10 protein-coding genes, 1 tRNA gene and 1 pseudogene are annotated in these 16,555 nt (G+C 57.2%); 5 read left to right on the forward strand and 7 right to left on the reverse strand.

Annotated features, from left to right (window positions below; all coding sequences use genetic code 11):
* The first annotated feature begins 110 nt into the window (after nt 1-110).
* Entirely contained in the window at nt 111-2,132 is a 2,022-nt protein-coding gene (locus ONR75_RS03055) for a methyl-accepting chemotaxis protein (protein ID WP_265081325.1), read from the forward strand.
* Nucleotides 2,133-2,280: 148 nt separating this feature from the next.
* Here ONR75_RS03055 and ONR75_RS03060 read toward each other — a convergent pair whose 3' ends face one another.
* A complete protein-coding gene (locus tag ONR75_RS03060; protein WP_265081326.1) occupies nt 2,281-2,676 on the reverse strand; it encodes a DUF3175 domain-containing protein in 396 nt (131 codons plus the stop codon).
* 258 nt (nt 2,677-2,934) lie between these two features.
* Here ONR75_RS03060 and ONR75_RS03065 point away from each other — a divergent pair, with 258 nt between their 5' ends.
* The 4 genes from ONR75_RS03065 (at nt 2,935) to ONR75_RS03080 (ending at nt 7,262) form a co-directional block, all read left to right on the forward strand.
* Nucleotides 2,935-4,386 (forward strand): MFS transporter, encoded by a 1,452-nt coding sequence (locus ONR75_RS03065; RefSeq protein WP_265083514.1) that lies wholly within the window; start codon nt 2,935-2,937, stop codon nt 4,384-4,386.
* Between the two features lie 7 nt (nt 4,387-4,393).
* Entirely contained in the window at nt 4,394-5,203 is an 810-nt protein-coding gene (gene otsB, locus ONR75_RS03070; RefSeq protein ID WP_413776431.1) for a trehalose-phosphatase, read from the forward strand.
* Between the two features lie 166 nt (nt 5,204-5,369).
* A complete protein-coding gene (locus tag ONR75_RS03075) occupies nt 5,370-6,842 on the forward strand; it encodes a trehalose-6-phosphate synthase (RefSeq protein ID WP_265081327.1) in 1,473 nt (490 codons plus the stop codon).
* Between the two features lie 330 nt (nt 6,843-7,172).
* Nucleotides 7,173-7,262 (forward strand) — tRNA-Ser (locus ONR75_RS03080).
* Nucleotides 7,263-7,484: 222 nt separating this feature from the next.
* On the opposite strand, the gene ONR75_RS03085 is transcribed toward ONR75_RS03080, so the two are convergent.
* The 6 genes and pseudogenes from ONR75_RS03085 to ONR75_RS03110 all read right to left on the reverse strand — a co-directional run bounded on the left by ONR75_RS03085 (nt 7,485) and on the right by ONR75_RS03110 (nt 16,459).
* Nucleotides 7,485-8,054, reverse strand: coding sequence for a hypothetical protein (locus tag ONR75_RS03085; RefSeq protein ID WP_265081328.1), 570 nt, complete (start codon nt 8,052-8,054; stop codon nt 7,485-7,487).
* Nucleotides 8,055-8,652: 598 nt separating this feature from the next.
* Nucleotides 8,653-10,338 carry a restriction endonuclease subunit S gene (locus tag ONR75_RS03090; protein WP_265081329.1) on the reverse strand — a complete coding sequence of 562 codons (1,686 nt, stop codon included), beginning with the start codon at nt 10,336-10,338 and terminating at the stop codon, nt 8,653-8,655.
* 88 nt (nt 10,339-10,426) lie between these two features.
* Nucleotides 10,427-11,572: a class I SAM-dependent DNA methyltransferase gene (locus tag ONR75_RS03095; RefSeq protein WP_265081330.1), complete on the reverse strand. Its 1,146-nt coding sequence runs from the start codon at nt 11,570-11,572 to the stop codon at nt 10,427-10,429.
* Complete coding sequence (locus ONR75_RS03100; RefSeq protein WP_265081331.1) at nt 11,557-11,985, reverse strand: type I restriction-modification system subunit M N-terminal domain-containing protein; 429 nt, start codon at nt 11,983-11,985, stop codon at nt 11,557-11,559. The genes ONR75_RS03095 and ONR75_RS03100 overlap by 16 nt, the downstream gene beginning before the upstream one ends.
* A gap of 14 nt (nt 11,986-11,999) precedes the next feature.
* Nucleotides 12,000-14,380 (reverse strand): annotated as a pseudogene (gene hsdR, locus ONR75_RS03105) (EcoAI/FtnUII family type I restriction enzme subunit R).
* 177 nt (nt 14,381-14,557) lie between these two features.
* Entirely contained in the window at nt 14,558-16,459 is a 1,902-nt protein-coding gene (locus ONR75_RS03110) for a DUF262 domain-containing protein (RefSeq protein ID WP_265081333.1), read from the reverse strand.
* Nucleotides 16,460-16,555: the final 96 nt, after the last annotated feature.

Consider the following 16,555-nt stretch of genomic DNA (forward strand, 5'->3'; position numbering starts at 1 on the left):
GGTATTTCTTTACTCTGTTTTAGCCATTGCCACGTAGCCTGCCGCCGTCGGGTCCGCGCCTAGGCCGGAAACACGACATTTGGGAGCATACGGGGGCTATCGTGGGGTTGATGAAAGTTGTCGGGCTGAAACTGCCGTCGCTGCGGTTTCGTTCAAAGGTCACGCTGGGCTTCGCCGCGGTGCTCGGCATTTCTGCAGCCAGCATGGGCCTTGCCTATGTCGGCTTCGAGCGCGTCTCCGCCGGCGTCGTGTCGTATCGCAACAGCGTCGCCGAGTCCGGATTTGCCCGCAACATCGACCGCGAACTGACCTCCTATCAGGCGCTGACGCGCTACTATGTGATCACCGGCAAGGAGGACGACGCCAAGGCAGCGCTGGCCGCCGAAGCCAAACTCCGCGACGCCATCGAGCAGTCGATGAAAGTCACGACCAGCTCCGCGCGCCTGAACCAGATCACGCGGCTGGCGCGTGATTTCAAGATGTTCACCAAGATCTTCGCTGACATCGTCGTCGTCAAGAACGAGAACGACAAGATCGCCTCGAACCAGATCTCGCGCATGAACCTGCAGTTGCGCTCGAAGCTGGACGATCTCGGCGACACTGCAACGCTGGCGGGGTTGTCGTCGGTCCAGGACACCGTGAAGGATATCGCCAGCCAGTTCGTGGTGGCGTCGTCGCTGATGAACAACTTCATTGCAAGGGCGGACGACAAGGTGTCGAGCGCGGCCTTTGCCCGCGTCAAGTTTCTCGAAAATTCCTTCGCGACGGTGTTCGCCAACAATCAACAGATCAATGAGAAGGTGAAGACCCTCACCGGCGATCTGAAAGTCTACCGCGAAGCCTTCACCAAGTTCGTTGAGAACACCAAGGTCGTCGACAAGCTCGTGGTCGAGATGGCCGAAGCCACCGCGGCGATCACCGAGGCATCGACAGCGATGAAGACCGATCTGCTGTCCGACCAGCAGCGTCTGGAATCCGAATCCGATGCCACCATCCACGAGACCGAGCGCCAGGTGGCGATCCTCGCGCTCGGCGGCTTCATTCTCGGCGCCGTGGTGGCTGGCCTGCTCGGCCGGGGCATCTCCAAGCCGATGACCGCCATGTGCGCGGCGATGCGCAAGCTCGCGGCCGGCGATTTCGAAGTCGTGCTGCCCGGCCTCGGGCGCAAGGACGAACTCGGCGACATGGCTTCCGCAGTGGAAGAATTCAAGGTCGAGGCGATTGCTCGCGCCGAGCGCGACGCGGCAGAGCACGAGGTGCAGAACCGCGCGGCCGGCGCTGCCCGGCGCACCGAGCTCATTCGCTTTGCCGATGAATTCGAAAGCGCCGTGGGCGGCATCGTGGCCCAGGTGTCCTCCTCGGCCGTGCAGCTGGAAACCGCTGCCGGCACCCTGACCCGCACCGCTGAAACCACGGAGAGCCTGTCCGGCAAGGTCGCCGGCGCATCCGAGGAAGCTTCCTCGAACATGCAGTCTGTGGCCACGGCCACCGAGGAGTTGTCGCTCTCGGTCAACGAAATCGGACGTCAGGTGCGTAACTCCAGCCGCATTGCTGACAGCGCGGTGACCCAGGCCGAACAGACCGATGCGCGGATCGGCGAGTTGTCACAGGCGGCTCAGCGCATCGGCGACGTCGTCGACCTCATCACCGCCATCGCCGAGCAGACCAACCTTCTCGCGCTCAACGCGACGATCGAGGCGGCGCGGGCGGGCGATGCCGGGCGCGGCTTTGCCGTGGTCGCTGCGGAGGTCAAGTCGCTGGCCAGCCAGACAGCGAAGGCCACTGACGAGATCTCGGTGCAGATCGCCGGCATGCAGAGCGCGACCCGGGAATCGGTCACCGCGATCAAGGAGATCGGCAGCACCATCGGGCAGATCTCCAGCATCGCCTCGGAGATCGCCTCGGCGGTCGAACAGCAGAGCGCTGCCACCAGGGAAATCGCGCAGAATGTCCAGAGCGTCGCGCACGGGACCCAGCAGGTGGCGGGCAACATCACCGAGGTCAACCGCGGGGCCACGGAAACCGGCGTGGCTTCCGAGCAGGTGCTGAATTCGGCGCAAACGCTGTCGTCGGAAAGCGCGCGGCTGCGTGCCGAACTCGACCGCTTCATGCAAAACATCCGCGCGGCCTGATCTGCCAGCGTGCGAATGTCGGTACCGCGTCAATATTGTCGTCACCCGGCTTGACCGGGTGACCCAGTAAGCGGCGCCATCTGCAACTCGCGCGCGATTTCAACGTCTACTGGATCGCCCGGTCAAGCCGGCGACGACACCAGTGAACTTAGCTGGCGGCGTGTGCGTCAATCTTCCCGAACGCCTTTTTCAACTCGTTCTTGGCGCGCTCTAGCCGTTCGCGCCGGGTCTTGGGCAGCGTCTTGCCGGCGCGGTTGATGTAGAAGGTCAGCATTGACAGCGCAGAGCGGTAGGCGCCGGTCTTGCGTCGCGCGCTGCGTTCGGCCGAGCGCTTCAGCGATACGGCGATCTTCTTCGGATCGGTCAATTTGAACACGCCGTCCTTGAGGTCGAGCGCATCGCTGTGCTCGGTGACGCGCTGGGACCAGCGTTTCGGCGGGGCTGCCTTGGCCTTTCGCTTTGCCGGCGTCTTGCGTGTCGTGCTTGCACTGCGCGCCTTACCCGCTCGTCTGGCGGATTTCCGGGTGCTTGAAGGTGCAGCCATCACGAGCTCCTGCATGTAGGTTCTATCGGCAGAAACTCGCAGAATTCTGTCCCGTTCCGGTGCCGCGGCGCGGAAATGCTGGAACGGATGGCGGGGTCACGGGTTAGTTCCGAACATATTTAATACTGACGCAAGGGATGCTCGGACTGGCTTCGAGGCGTGGCCTTTCCTCAAATGTGTCCTGCCGCGCGGAACTTACATTCAGGAACGACCGCTATGACTAGCCTCCGTGGCGCTGAATTCGGGGCCGAACCCGACATGCGCCGCGTGCAGGATGCCCCCACGGGCCGTGTGATCGACACCGACATTCCCGCTCGCTTGGACCGTCTGACATGGAGCGGCTTTCACACGCGTGTGGTGCTCGCACTGGGCATCACCTGGATCCTCGACGGCCTCGAAGTCACGTTGGCAGGCGCATTGTCCGGCGCGCTCAAGGAAAGCCCGACACTCAAATTCTCGAATTTCGACGTCGGCTTCGCCAACAGCGCCTATCTCGCCGGCGCCGTGATCGGCGCGCTCGGCTTCGGCTGGTTGACCGATCGGATCGGCCGCAAAAAGCTTTTCTTCATCACGTTGGCACTTTATCTGACCGCAACGGCCGCGACGGCCTTGTCGTGGAATCTGACGACATACGCGTTGTTTCGCTTTCTCACCGGTGCCGGCATCGGCGGCGAATATACCGCGATCAATTCCACCATCCAGGAGCTGGTACCGGCGAAGTACCGGGGCTGGACCGATCTGGTTATCAACGGCAGCTTCTGGCTTGGCGCCGCGCTCGGCGCGGTGTGCGCTATCGTGCTGCTAGATCCGCAGGTCATCGTCCAGGAATATGGCTGGCGCCTGGCCTATCTCACCGGCGCGGTTCTGGGCTTGGTCGTATTCGTGATGCGTCTGTGGATTCCGGAGAGCCCACGCTGGCTGATGGTGCATGGGCAGCCGGGGCAGGCTCATGCCATCGTGGCCGAGATCGAGACCTCTGCAAAGCAGCCCATCACCGAGGCTGCCGCGGCGGCGCTGCCGACGATCCGACTGCAGATGCGCAGCCATACGCCGCTGCGCGAGGTGGCCAACACGCTGTTCGTGTTGTATCGGCAGCGCTCGCTGGTCGGGCTGGCGCTGATGGGCGCGCAGGCCTTCTTCTACAATGCGATCTTCTTCACCTACGCATTGGTGCTGACGGATTTCTTCGGTATCGCCTCGAACCAGGTCGGCTGGTACATCCTGCCGTTCGCGGCGGGTAATTTTCTCGGCCCCCTGCTGCTCGGCCGCCTGTTCGATACGCTGGGCCGCCGCATGATGATCATGGTGACCTACGGCCTGTCGGGCGTACTGCTGGCGCTGTCCGGCTACCTGTTCTCGATCGACGTGCTGAGCGCGCAGGGCCAGACCATCTGCTGGATGATCATCTTCTTCTTCGCCTCGCCGGCGGCGAGCGCAGCCTATCTCACGGTCAGCGAGACCTTCCCGATCGAGGTCCGCGCGCTGGCCATCGCGCTGTTCTATGCCATTGGCACCGGCATCGGCGGCGTCGCAGGGCCGGCCTTGTTCGGCATGTTGATCGATACGGGATCGCGCACAAGCGTGTTTGGCGGCTACCTGTTTGGTGCCGCCCTCATGATCGCCGCTGCGGCGATCGCCTGGCGCTACGCCGTCGCGGCGGAACGTCAGCCTTTGGAATCAGTTGCACGGCCACTGGCCGTTGTGGAGTAGAATGACGATGAAACAGAACCTGGCTGAGAAGCAGATGGATGAATCCCCCATTGACGTTGTCCCGTCCGGTCACACCATGACTCCCGGCGCAGTGATGCCGGCGCTCGGCAACTGCGCGCTGCTGCTCGATATCGACGGCACATTGCTCGATTTCGCGCCGACGCCGCGCGAGGTCTGGGTGCCGCCGGAACTGGCGACCACCCTCGGTAAGCTGTTGCAACGAACCAACGGCGCGCTGGCGCTTGTCAGCGGTCGCTCGCTCAACGACATCGACCTTATCTTTGCGCCGATGCAGTTCCCTGCGGTCGGCGGCCACGGCGCCGAAATGCGGCTGTCGATGGAAAACGAATCCGTTGCGGCGCATGCGCCGCCGCTGGACAAGGAGCTGAAGCGTCGCCTGGCGGCGATCGCCAAGCTCAGCCCCGGCATTCTGCTCGAGGACAAGGGCTATTCGCTGGCGCTGCATTATCGCCTGGCGCCGCATGCGGAGAAGGCGATCTACGATGCCGTTTCCGCGATCCGCGCCGATCTGCCCAATGCGCCGATCGAGGTGCTGCCGGGCAAGTCGGTGTGCGAGATCAAGCATTCCGGTTTCACCAAGGCGACCGGCGTGATCGAATTGATGACGCACGGTCCGTTCAAGGGCCGCCGCCCGGTGTTTATTGGCGACGACGTCACCGACGAAACGGTGTTTGCCATCATGCCTGGCATGGATGGTCTGGCCTTCTCGGTGGGGCGACACGCGCTGGGAGTCGCCGGGCATTTCGGCGAGCCGAGCGATGTTCGCGCCTGGCTGGCACGATTGCTCGAGGACTGATTCACACAGGGATCGCTGTTGTTGAAAATAATGGAACCATGGAACTCGCGGTTCCACTGGCGGTTGCCTGAATTTGGTTTCAATTGGGTCGAATGGTGACGAGGAACCATATTGATGAACGGACGTTAATCGTCCGAATAAATGTACCAGCAGGAGGGGGCCGCCCGTGAACCTCGTCGTTGTTTCCAACCGCGTCTCGCGCGCAACGGCTCACGAGCCGATGACCGGAGGCTTGGCGGCGGCGTTGTTGCCCGTGGTCGAAAAGTCCGGAGCCATCTGGGTCGGCTCGAGTGGCCGCCTCCGCGATGGCGCGCAGCGCGAGCCGTTTGCAAAAATCGAGGCGCTCGGGTCCGGCGCCCTGGCGATGCTCGATCTGCCTGCGGCGCATTACGCCGGCTATTACGAAGGCTTCGCCAATTCGGCGCTGTGGCCGGCGCTGCATTCGCGCACCGACCTGATCCGCTCCTCGCATGACGACTATCAATCCTATCGCGAAGTGAATTCGTTCATGGCGCGGGCGCTGCTGCGCTTCCGCAAGCCGGACGCGGTGTTCTGGATCCAAGATTATCATTTCCTTGCGCTCGGCGCCGAGTTGCGCGATCTCGGCGTCACGCATCCCATCGGTTTCTTCCTGCACACGCCGTGGCCTACCCGGGCGATTTTCGGCGGCGTGCCGCATCATCGCGAACTGGTCGAGGCGATGCTGGCCTACGACCTGATCGGCTTCCAGACCGACGACGACCGCGACAATTTTCTGGATTACCTGTCCTGCGAGCTCGGCCTGCACGCCAGCGATGGCGTAGTGACGTCGCGCTTCGGCGCGTCGCGCTGCGCGGTGTTCCCGATCGGCATCGATCCCGAGAAGTTCGCCCAGCATGCCGCCAAGGCTGCGTCCCATCCCGACGTGTCGCGCCTACGCCGTAGCCTGAACGGCGAGAAGCTGGCCATCGGTGTTGATCGCGTCGACTACTCGAAGGGGCTGGTCAACCGCATCGAGGCGTTCGACCGCATGCTGACGCTCAATCCAGCGCTCAACCGCTCTGTCTCGCTGCTGCAGATCGCGACGCTGTCGCGCGGCACCATCGAGGCCTATGGCAATCTGCAGAACGATTTGGCCAAGCTGGTCAGCGACGTCAACGGCCGCCACGGCGAAGTCGACTGGACGCCTATTCGCTACCTCAACAAGGGCTTCAGTCAGACCGTGCTCGCGGGTCTTTATCGCACCGCCCAGGTCGGTCTGGTGACGCCGTTGCATGACGGCATGAACCTGGTCGCCAAGGAATACGTCGCGGCGCAGAACCCTGCCGATCCCGGCGTGCTGGTGCTGTCGAAATTCGCCGGCGCGGCCAACGAGCTCGACACCGCGCTGCTGGTCAATCCGCACGATATCGACGGCATGGCGCGGACCATCGCCACGGCGTTTTCGATGCCGCTGCTGGAGCGGCGGATGCGTTGGGAGGCGATGATGGCCAAGCTGCGTGCCGGCACCATCCAGAACTGGTTCGCCGACTTCGTCGATGCGCTGCAGGAGGCCCACGCCGTGAACGAGAAGGGCAGCGTGCCGGAGGCCGAGCCCGACACCAGCATGATCTGGCCATTGCGCACATCCGGCGCCGTCATTGGCACGCGCTATCACTGATTGACGGCCGCCACGGCACGGCCAGGCCACGCAGCGTCCGTGTTGCTCGGTACTGGGTGGGCTGCCGACCGCAATGCCGGCGTTCTTGCACGCGAGGCCGGGTCTGCGGCGTTATGGGCGCCCTTCGGCCAATGGCCGGGATAGGCGATCCGGCGACGGAAACGGCCTTTCACCGCGTTTTGCGGACCCCGCGGGAGCCTCATCCGGGCTAAAAGCCGCCTCCAAAGCGCGAAAATACCCAAACGCTGTCAATTACTTGAGAAAAATCCCCGCGTCGCGGTCGCAGTCCCTTGCAAATCACCTCCCGCCCCGTCATGAGAAGGCGCGCGGGGAGAGATGGCCGAGTGGCTTAAGGCGCACGCTTGGAAAGCGTGTGTGCGGGAAACCGTACCGTGGGTTCGAATCCCACTCTCTCCGCCACTCGCTTAAAATTCTATAGTGATTTCAACGGTATAAGGTGCGACAGGCGCTAAGCCCCACGCCTTGCCCCACATATCCGGGCCGCTTTCAGTGGGTTAAATGCACATAAGGGGGCTAATCGTTTCGGTGCATTCGCGAAATTCCGCGAAGATCAGACTTCCGCATACGGGGCAGGGCTTCGACCGGTCGGACCGAACCAACCTTTGACGCGCCCAACAAGCCTCATAACAGATGGCATTGCAGCACCGCGTGCCATTTCTCTGACGAGAAAGCGGTTGAGGGATGCTTCATTTTCATGGCAAGCGCATCTCCGATAATGAAGGTGTCAAGAGCACCGGGATCGCCATCGAATTTTTGGCCCTTCAGCAGTGGCCACCAAAGCCTGTGGCCGCAAACGACGATCACCTCAGGCTTGAAGCGCTCAAGAATCCGATTGAACGGCTCGACGCCCATCTCGAACATCTCGTTGGTCGGCGAAACGCGCGGCCCTTCGGCTACGTAGACGGGAACATAATTATAAAAGACAACCGAATCCCAAATTGCTCGGACTTCGTCCCGCGTCATCGACCATTTTTTCTTCCCGATACGGTCTGCATCAGCTTCGTGAAGAACGGCAGAGTTTTCTCGCCCAGAACAAACTCTTCGAAGGTCTCCAATGTCCCATCGGCATGTATCTTTCCCGATTAACGCGCCGCCGGACTCGTAATGAGATTCGCCAAGAAGCAGAATGCGGCGTCCTCCAACCGCGTTGTTCTCTTTGCCCCAATCAGCCCCAACCCACGGTGTGAACATTCCGTACTCCAGCAAAGATGATTTAAACCCGGTAATGTGAGTCAGACTGGATTGTAGGCAATACTACTCAAGCCAACTTCGGAGACAATTTCCATCATAATAGCCGTAGTTTGTGTTTTGCGATCCGCATAGATGCCGAACGATTCTGTTGGTATTGTAAGCGATAATGTCCTCCCGGAATCTATTCGTACTCATGCGACTGAATAGCCAAGGGACGACCGACCACAGCGAGCCGGACGCTCCTAAGTTTTGCCAAGCTCCCCGCACCTCGTAATATCCGCGCGGATGGGTCGGGAAATCACCGTAAGCCTCCGCTTGAGTAAGCGTGGTGCCGTCAACGATGATTTTCACCACGTTCGGCATGCCGATAAAGCCTCAATAGATCCCCATGCTCGGTCAATAGGAAGCGAGATTGGCATTCGAGCTCATTCTGCCCCGCCTCACTCACAACCGTTCTACAACACTGAAGGGCACCAGCAAGCGGACCGTTATGAGCGGAAGTGATTCAATGGAAATTACTGAAAATCCTGAGGGATCCAGCGAAGTCTGACACGCTTCGTTCGCGTTTGGTCGCCGCGAAACATTAGTTTAACATTGGTTATGGCACATCGTCGAACAGGCTTTGCAATTCGACCAACGCGTTTTGGATTGAGGCTTCCGAAAGACGTAGCTTTTCGACCTTGGGACGCCATTCTTCGTCGTTGCTGATGTAAGCAAAGACATTCGCGGCATTGGGTGCTTTGCCACCGTGGTCCAGCGCGAGCATGGCATAATCGACCGTCGCCAAGATTTCCCAAATGTCGTTCTGCTTGAACTTGAATTTCTCGCGCACCCACGCGGCCGGTTTGGCGAACTGGTATTTTTCAATCCATGCGCTTGCGTCGTCGAAGGCTGAACCGGGCGAATGACCCGGACCGAATTTGCCGGTAGCGGCTGCTATCCAGTTCTTTTCAAGGGCGATCTTCATGCCGCCGGAATAGCGCATGGACGGATTGTATGGCCCGGCGGCTTTGCGAAGGTACTGTTGATCCAGCGCGCGTTCGCCCATGAACCGGCGCGCGAAATAGACGGCCTTCTGAAGCCGGAAATTCCCTAGCGGCTGGCCACCTTCTTCATGGAAAGCCTTGATCATTGCGCCGACAAGTACCGCTTCCTTGAATGGTGTATCAACGGAAACGGTTTGCGCTTGGGGTAGCGCAATTACATTTTCTGTTTGCGCTACAACCGGAACCGGTGCGGCGGCTTTCCGCTCGAAAATCTCATGTAGCATCGCAGGAATGAGCGCTTCAGCCTCTTTCGCGGTTGAAGCGCGGATTGCCCGGATTTCATCCACATAGGCGCATAATTCGTCGAAACGCCGTTGTGGTTCTACGCTTGGAACTGGGACTTTGATCGAAGGCAATTGCCTCGACGATAAAGTCTTATTTCGAGCGATTGAGCCGGGCGAACTTCCAAGTATCTTTGAAAATCCATCGGCAGTTTGGAAATAGTACATTAGGAATTTTGGTGCGGCAACTTGGGTGTTCACCTCGCACGTCAACATGCGATGATTGCCGAAACATCCTTCAACTTCAACACCGGCAACCGCTATGGCTTGTTCCCATGCCATTAGGTTGCTGAATACGAGGTCATTCGCATTTATGCGAAACAGCTTCTGCCAACTAAATTCGGAACCGGCTAACGTTCGCCGACGGAAAATGCCTTTGTAGAAGCTACGGACGCCGATTTCGGTATATGCTTCATTGGGATTAATCTCGATTTCCCGCCGCACCAATGGAGCAACTTCAGCCAATGGACGATATTCCGCGCCATCAATGATTTGGAGAAACGCGTTTTGGAGCATGGCTTCCGTATCACGTCCAACTTCTTCAAGCAGGGAAAGCCGATCCATCAAATCCGCTTGCATGGAATCCAATCGGCGGGCGATTGAATTTTGCTCGTCGAGCGATGGAACTGGAATCGTATACCCTAAAACCGCGTCCGGCCTGATTGCAGCGTAGTTTGTCGAACCTTTCGCAGTCACTTGTTCAAAGAATTGGGGCGTTTTCGAAAACCAATTCAGAAATGACTTTGAAATTCGACTTTGGTCAACTTCGTAAAGGAAGTAGTGACTTGAGACGATAGCACCTTCCAAATTGTCCGGAACAAGACCATATCCGCCCATTTTGGCATCAATTTCGGCAACAAGAAATTCGCCCGCACGACATACTTGCTGTCGCTTGGTCTTGATGGTGGAACCTTCAACACGGTCCCGTAACACTACACCACGCGCCGACGTTTGCACACGGCATCGGCTATAGGTAGCTTCAGGCTCAATCTCAAAAATTCGCTTCGATGACGAAGAACATCACCAAGCTTCACAGTCTGCCAAGTCACGATGCCAACTCCGACAATGTGCGCTTGATATCGCCCATGATGGAAAGGACGCGCTGTTCCTTGGCCTCGATGCTTTCGACGATTTCCAGCGGCGACCGATGGTCCACAATGCCGGTCATATTCGGGTTCTTAATATCGAGATTGCAGGCGGTGACGCGCCCGTTGTCATCGGTTTCAATCAGGTCTTTGCCTTTGACCTTCCATGCCTGTCTATTGGGTTTGCGCGCATACCACCAATCAAGGCAGGGCTGAAGTTCTTCCGATGTAAGAGGCGCTGTCTTCGTGTAAGTTTTTCGCCCGTCAGGCTTAGGTTGCTCATAGTACCAAATGTCGCCCGTGGCCTTCTTCGTGTCGAAGAACAGGATGTTGGTTGCGATACCGGTGTAGGGTGAAAACACGCCTTCGGGCAGGCGAACCACCGTATGAAGATTAAATTGCTTAATCAGGTCGGCCTTGATACGCGCCGCGATGCCACCGCCAAACAGAACGCCATGCGGCACGACGAGGGCGGCGCGGCCTTTACCTTCCCGCTTCAAACGACGCATGATCATTTGCAGGAAGAGCAATGCCGTTTCTGTCGTCCGACGATCTTCAGGGAAGTTGTTGAGGATGCCCGTTTCCTCTTCACCCGCGAATGGCGGGTTGGACAGGATCACTTCAAAGCGTTCCCCTTCTCCGATTTCAGCAAGGCGAATATTCAGCGAATTTTTCGGGTTGATCTGTGGCGCATCCAACCCGTGCAAAAGCAGGTTCATTTGTACCAGCAAAAACGGCAAGGATTTGGCTTCTCCGCCGTAAATGCTGGCGTCCTGAAGGGTTTGCCGCTTCTCTACCGTATTGGCCTGTTCGGCCATATGCAGGAAGGCTTCTGTTAAAAAACCGCCCGTTCCACATGCCGGATCAAGCACCTTTTCGCCAAGTTGCGGGTCCGTCACCTGCACAATGAAGCGGACGATTGGGCGCGGAGTATAGAATTCGCCACTGTCGCCCGCCGCGTCGCGCATTTCACGCAACAGGGTTTCGTACAGGCGGCCGAGCGTGTGAATTTCTTCGGATGAATTAAAGTGGATGCCATCAACGAGATTGATCACGTCGCGAAGCAGATAACCGCTTTCCATGCGGTTAGTCAGGCCACGGAACACCGTTGCAACCACGTCCTTGCGGTCGCGCCGTCCGTTCTCGCCACGCAAGCCCTTGAGGTAGGCAAAGAGGCCCGCCCCCTTGAACCGTCCGGCAATGTGGTTTCGTCAGCGATCAGGAAGCGAAGCAAATCAGGGCCGGTAATGCCTGCATCGTCCGAAGCCCAATCCCGCCAACGATACGGGGCTTCAATCGCGCCTTTGTACCGCTTGCCAGACATTTCGGCTTTCTCTTCTTCCATTCTCTCCATATCGTCGAGAAACTTCAGAAACATAATCCATGTGAGCATGGGCAGGCGATCAAGGTCGCCGTTCAGCCCTTTGTCTTTGCGCATGATCTTTCGGGCCGACTTGACGATGCTATCAAGCCGTTGCGCCGTGGTTTGCACCTGTTTTGCTTTTTGTTGTCTCGCCACGCTTATTGTCTCTCTTACGCGCCATAAAGACGTTGTTGCAGTTCGTTGACGGCTTCGCGCATCGCCTTGCCGCCGCCAAAACGTGCTGCGATTTCGACAACGTTTCCCCAACCATTGAAGGGCGGTATTTCGAGCACATCAGGAAGCGTAAATTGAGCCGCGCCGTGTTCGGCGTATTTCTCAATCAGCGCATCAAGCACTTCGCGGGCTCCGGCCCCGTGCTTGGCGAAAAATGCAGCTTCGTCTTTCTTCAGACATTCCGCCCGCTCACGCCGCGTGCGCAATGGCGCGTTGTATGCGAGATGGCAAAGCAGGTCAAAGGGGTCCGCTTCAGGCTTGCCGACCGATTCACCCAATGCTTCAACATCGATGCCCTTTTCTTCAAGGCGGTCGATAATTTCGGCACGCCGAACAGGATCAAGCCAATCTTTGCGAAGCTCCGATGCGTTCGGGTATAAGGTGCGAACCTTATCGCCGGTGTAGTCGGTCAATTGGCGGCAAGCGAGCTTTTTGCCATCGGAATCAAGTTCGTAGACCAATTGCCGTATGATTTCGACGCTTCCACCGTCGTAATAATATTTGCGAGGCGCGCCCGGCTCGCCGTCATCGGGCAGGCCACCGTTACCCGTATCAACGGGGCCGGTGTCAACTTCCTCACCGTTGGTATCGGCTTCTTCGGTAACGTCAGTTTCCGTGATGATGTCGCCATCTTCATTGATCGTCTCTTCGCGTTCGCGGATCGGATCGCCATCGAAGGCCGGGTCCGCAAATTTTTCGGTTGCAGTGCCGGTATAGTCGATGATGTTGAAGGCGAGTTTTCCATAGTCGGGACGAAGCCGCGTCCCGCGTCCAATGATCTGCTTGAATTCTGACATGACACCAACGACCCGTGCCAAGACGATGTTCTTACATGTCGGCGCATCAACGCCCGTCGTCAGCAATTGCGAGGTTGTGAGGATGACAGGGGTTCGCTTGTCGATATCCTGAAAATTTGCCCTGTGGCCAGAACCGATATCGCCTTCGTCAGAAGTGACCCGGCACACATAATCGGGGTGGTCTTTCACAAGATCAGCATTCAAACGGGCAAGAGCATTCCGCATTTCTAATGCGTGCTCTTGGTTGACACAGAAGACGATTGTTTTCGCGAAGCGGTCGGTCTCCTTCATAAAAGCCGTCAAGTGAGCGGCGAACGCTTCGGTCCGTGAGCGCACGGCAATGACGCGCTCGAAATCCCGTGTTCCATATTCGGAGTCGGGAATTTCTCTGCCATAGCGGTCTAATTCACCCTTGGACGGTCGCCAGCCCGCCGCGTCGAAGTCTGAGATTATGCGGTGAACCCGGTAAGGTGCTAGGAAGCCGTCAGCGATGCCTTGTGCCAAGCTGTATTCGTATATCGGGTCGCCGAAGTAGCTGTAAGTGTCGGCGTTATCGTCTCGCTTTGGCGTAGCGGTCATGCCGATCTGATAGGCTTGATCAAACCATTCTAAGATTTCACGCCAATTGCTATCTTCGCGCGCACTCCCGCGATGGCATTCGTCAACGATGATCAAATCAAAAAAGTCTTTGGCGTAATTCTTATAGATTCCTTCGCGCGTCTCGTTTCCTGCAATTGCCTGATAAATTGCGAAATAGATATCGCGGCCCTTACTAATCTCACCACCGCTGATCTTGAAACGGGCATCACCAAAAACGCTGAAGTCCTTGTCTTTAGGATCGTCGACTAACACGTTACGGTCGGCAAGAAAAAGGATCTTCGGCTTCCGATTCTTCCCTTTTGCGTCCCATCCGCCATTCCAGAGTTTCCAGCTAATCTGAAATGCGACGGCTGTTTTTCCGGCACCAGTGCACAGTGTCAGCAAAATGCGTTTTCGTTCTTGAAGCACGGATTGAACGGCGCGGTTGACCGCGATTTCCTGATAGTAGCGAAGCGGCTTCGATTTGTCGGGATAGGTTGGCGAAAGCAGATGATTCTTGATTCCGGCGCTTAGGTGTTCTGCTGCCGAAAGGCGCTGCCAAAGCTCCTCAGGTGAAGGAAATTCTGAAATATCCCGCTCAATTCCGGTCGTATAATCTATCTCGATAATTTTCTGCCCATTCGTCGCATAGGCGAACTTCAGACCGAGAATTTCAGCATATTCGCGTGCTTGCTGAACGCCTTCGGCGGGGTGTTTGTATTTCGATTTCGCTTCGACCACTGCGATAGGAAAATCGGCCCGGTATCGAAGGATGAAGTCAGCTCGCTTTTGGCGACCGCGCCGCGCTTTGCCGCCAACGAACAAAATACGTCCATCAGTAAACGAGCGCTGTTCATTGATCGCGTACGGGGGTTGTCCCAGCCCGAGTCAAAAAGTCTGGGTACCACCTCTTTTCGGCACGTGTCCGCTTCTGTGTCCAAACCGAAGATCCTTACACGGTTTCGTTGGTTAGAGCATCGTAGTGCCCTTGCGACGCAGCTTCGGCGGGCATCAGGACGGTCGAGTTATCCCGGCTCGGTTTTGGAAGCATCAGTCTTCCTGAGCAGTGCAGCATCTCGGTCGCTCCGGGCTAACATCGGCTTTAATCCGTGCCATGTTTATTGAATTGAGTCAGGCCCGGGCCATATTTCAATGGCGGTGTCGGCAAGCATCTTTGAGCGACTAGTAATCGCCTCCTCATGCCACGAGTCTCTTTCGAATAGAGGAACGTTCAAGGCGAGTAAGCTTTGTTTTAGCCAAGCTCTCTTTTCTGAAAACGCCTTGTTTGACGCCGTCGAATTGGCTGGCACAGTGATTAGTGTGAGATTGCCCATCGTATGCAAGGAACTGTCCCGAACGCGAATTGCATTTAGCATGGACTGGTCCGCCCCCGTCAGTTTGTCACTTGGAGCCATACGTCCGTCAGGCAGGCTCCAGTGTTTAGTCCAAGTCTGTGGAAGAATATGTTCAACGGACATGCTCTCTGGGCGCGGTGTATTGACGGAATACTTGTTTCGGGCAGCTATTTCTAAATCCCATAAGATTTCTGCCAGTCGTTCTTTCCGTTTTGTAAGCTGGTAGGCGGGTGCATTCAAGAAAGCGGCCCGGAACTCGTTGTCGTCGGGAAAGCGAACGGTGTCGCCTTTTTGACGAGAAAAACTGGACAAAAATGTAGAGACGGAAACGCCGTTCTCAATGGTATCGGAAACAATGCGCGCAAATGTTTTGTTAAGATTCTTTGGCGTCAGGCCACAGAGCGTTCGCCGTACTAGGTAAGAGTAGATCAAATTATAAATGCGATCCTTCTCTTCTGTCGCGATATCGGAAACCGAGACTCGGAAAACAAACGGATAAACAGTGCTTACTTCGAAAAGATTCAGCTTTAATCCGAGACGCTCTAACGAAGGGTCGCCACCCCCAACTTCGAGCGACTTGTATATCGGGCGAAACGCAATGAGAGCGTCCAGCTCTTCGCCAACTGTGGCGAAGCGTACTTTCCCCTTCGGACGAGTGAAAGACCTGTATTCCGCATACAGTTCTCGCAAAGACGTCTCGGCTCCAGTCTGGGCCGTCAAGGCGTGACTAAGGAAGTGGTCGATTCGAGGCCGCTTCGGCTTCGCTCGTGGAGAGTCTGCTTTCCAAAAAGCTCCATCTTGGTCAAACGGCCGCCATTTTTCTTCAAAGAGCTTCTCAGCAGACTCGCCTTGAATTGATGCGCGCTGAAAGATGTTGTTTCTGACAAGGTCCATAGCGAGCAGTGGTTCTGCTTGGCTATTGAGGGTTTCGAAGATGACCTGCGCGTCGTCGGTCTCAGACAAAGTAATTACGACGAGTTTTAAATGATTCAACAGTGCGGCCAAGAGCGCTTGGAGCCTGCGCGCCGGTTCGGCCGCAGCTTCGTCCTTGACAGCTATCTGGGCGTCCTCGTCGTCGATTAGTCCAGTTTTAGCGTACCGGTCGATCTTCGTGATGAAGAAATCAAAAGCACGTAGCGAGTTAGGCCCGTGTGAGAAGTTTCCATTCTTGTAAAAGTAATCTGGATGCTTTTGCTTCGCCGCCGCGAGGCCTCCTTCTATGATCAGGTGAAAGATAGCTCGGTCGTCGGGGGTAGGAATAAGCCGAAATCGAGCGTCAGGGTCTTTTTCGCCAGAAAGCGCAGGTACAAAGAGATAACTTTGAACCATCGCGGTCAAATCGGGCGCGGCGACACGATTTCCAACTTCTCTAATAGCAGCGAGGAAGAGCTGAAATGTCGTAAGCCGCTGCTGACCATCGACGACCTGCACTTTTGGCGTTGATCCGATGGTGAAACCGTCGCCGCCGGGAGCCAATATCAGCGCACCCATAAAGTGATTGAATTTCGGGCGCCCCTCAAGAACCTCTTCCGCCTTCGCAACAACATCGTCCCAAAACGGTGCGAGCCGGGGCTCTTTCCAACTGTATTGACGCTGATAGATTGGAACGACGAAACGCCGCTGGTCGCCGAGAACCGAGATGACGGGATGATCCTTGACGTCCATTTGTCCCCCAACGGCGTGTGGTTTGCCACGCGATAATTTATCTAAGCGATTTCATGCAGAGTTATTGTTGCAGTTGCAAGTGACCGTCGCTCTACC

Origin of the sequence: Rhodopseudomonas sp. P2A-2r, assembly GCF_026015985.1 — a bacterium.
Classification (GTDB): Bacteria; Pseudomonadota; Alphaproteobacteria; order Rhizobiales; family Xanthobacteraceae; genus Tardiphaga.

Coding starts and splice junctions, on each gene's coding strand:
- ONR75_RS03055 (WP_265081325.1), top strand. CDS start 111: ATGAAAGTTGTCGGGCTGAAACTGCCGTCGCTGCGGTTTCGTTCAAAG.
- ONR75_RS03060 (WP_265081326.1), bottom strand. CDS start 2,676: ATGGCTGCACCTTCAAGCACCCGGAAATCCGCCAGACGAGCGGGTAAG.
- ONR75_RS03065 (WP_265083514.1), top strand. CDS start 2,935: ATGCGCCGCGTGCAGGATGCCCCCACGGGCCGTGTGATCGACACCGAC.
- otsB (WP_413776431.1), top strand. CDS start 4,394: ATGAAACAGAACCTGGCTGAGAAGCAGATGGATGAATCCCCCATTGAC.
- ONR75_RS03085 (WP_265081328.1), bottom strand. CDS start 8,054: ATGTTCACACCGTGGGTTGGGGCTGATTGGGGCAAAGAGAACAACGCG.
- ONR75_RS03110 (WP_265081333.1), bottom strand. CDS start 16,459: ATGGACGTCAAGGATCATCCCGTCATCTCGGTTCTCGGCGACCAGCGG.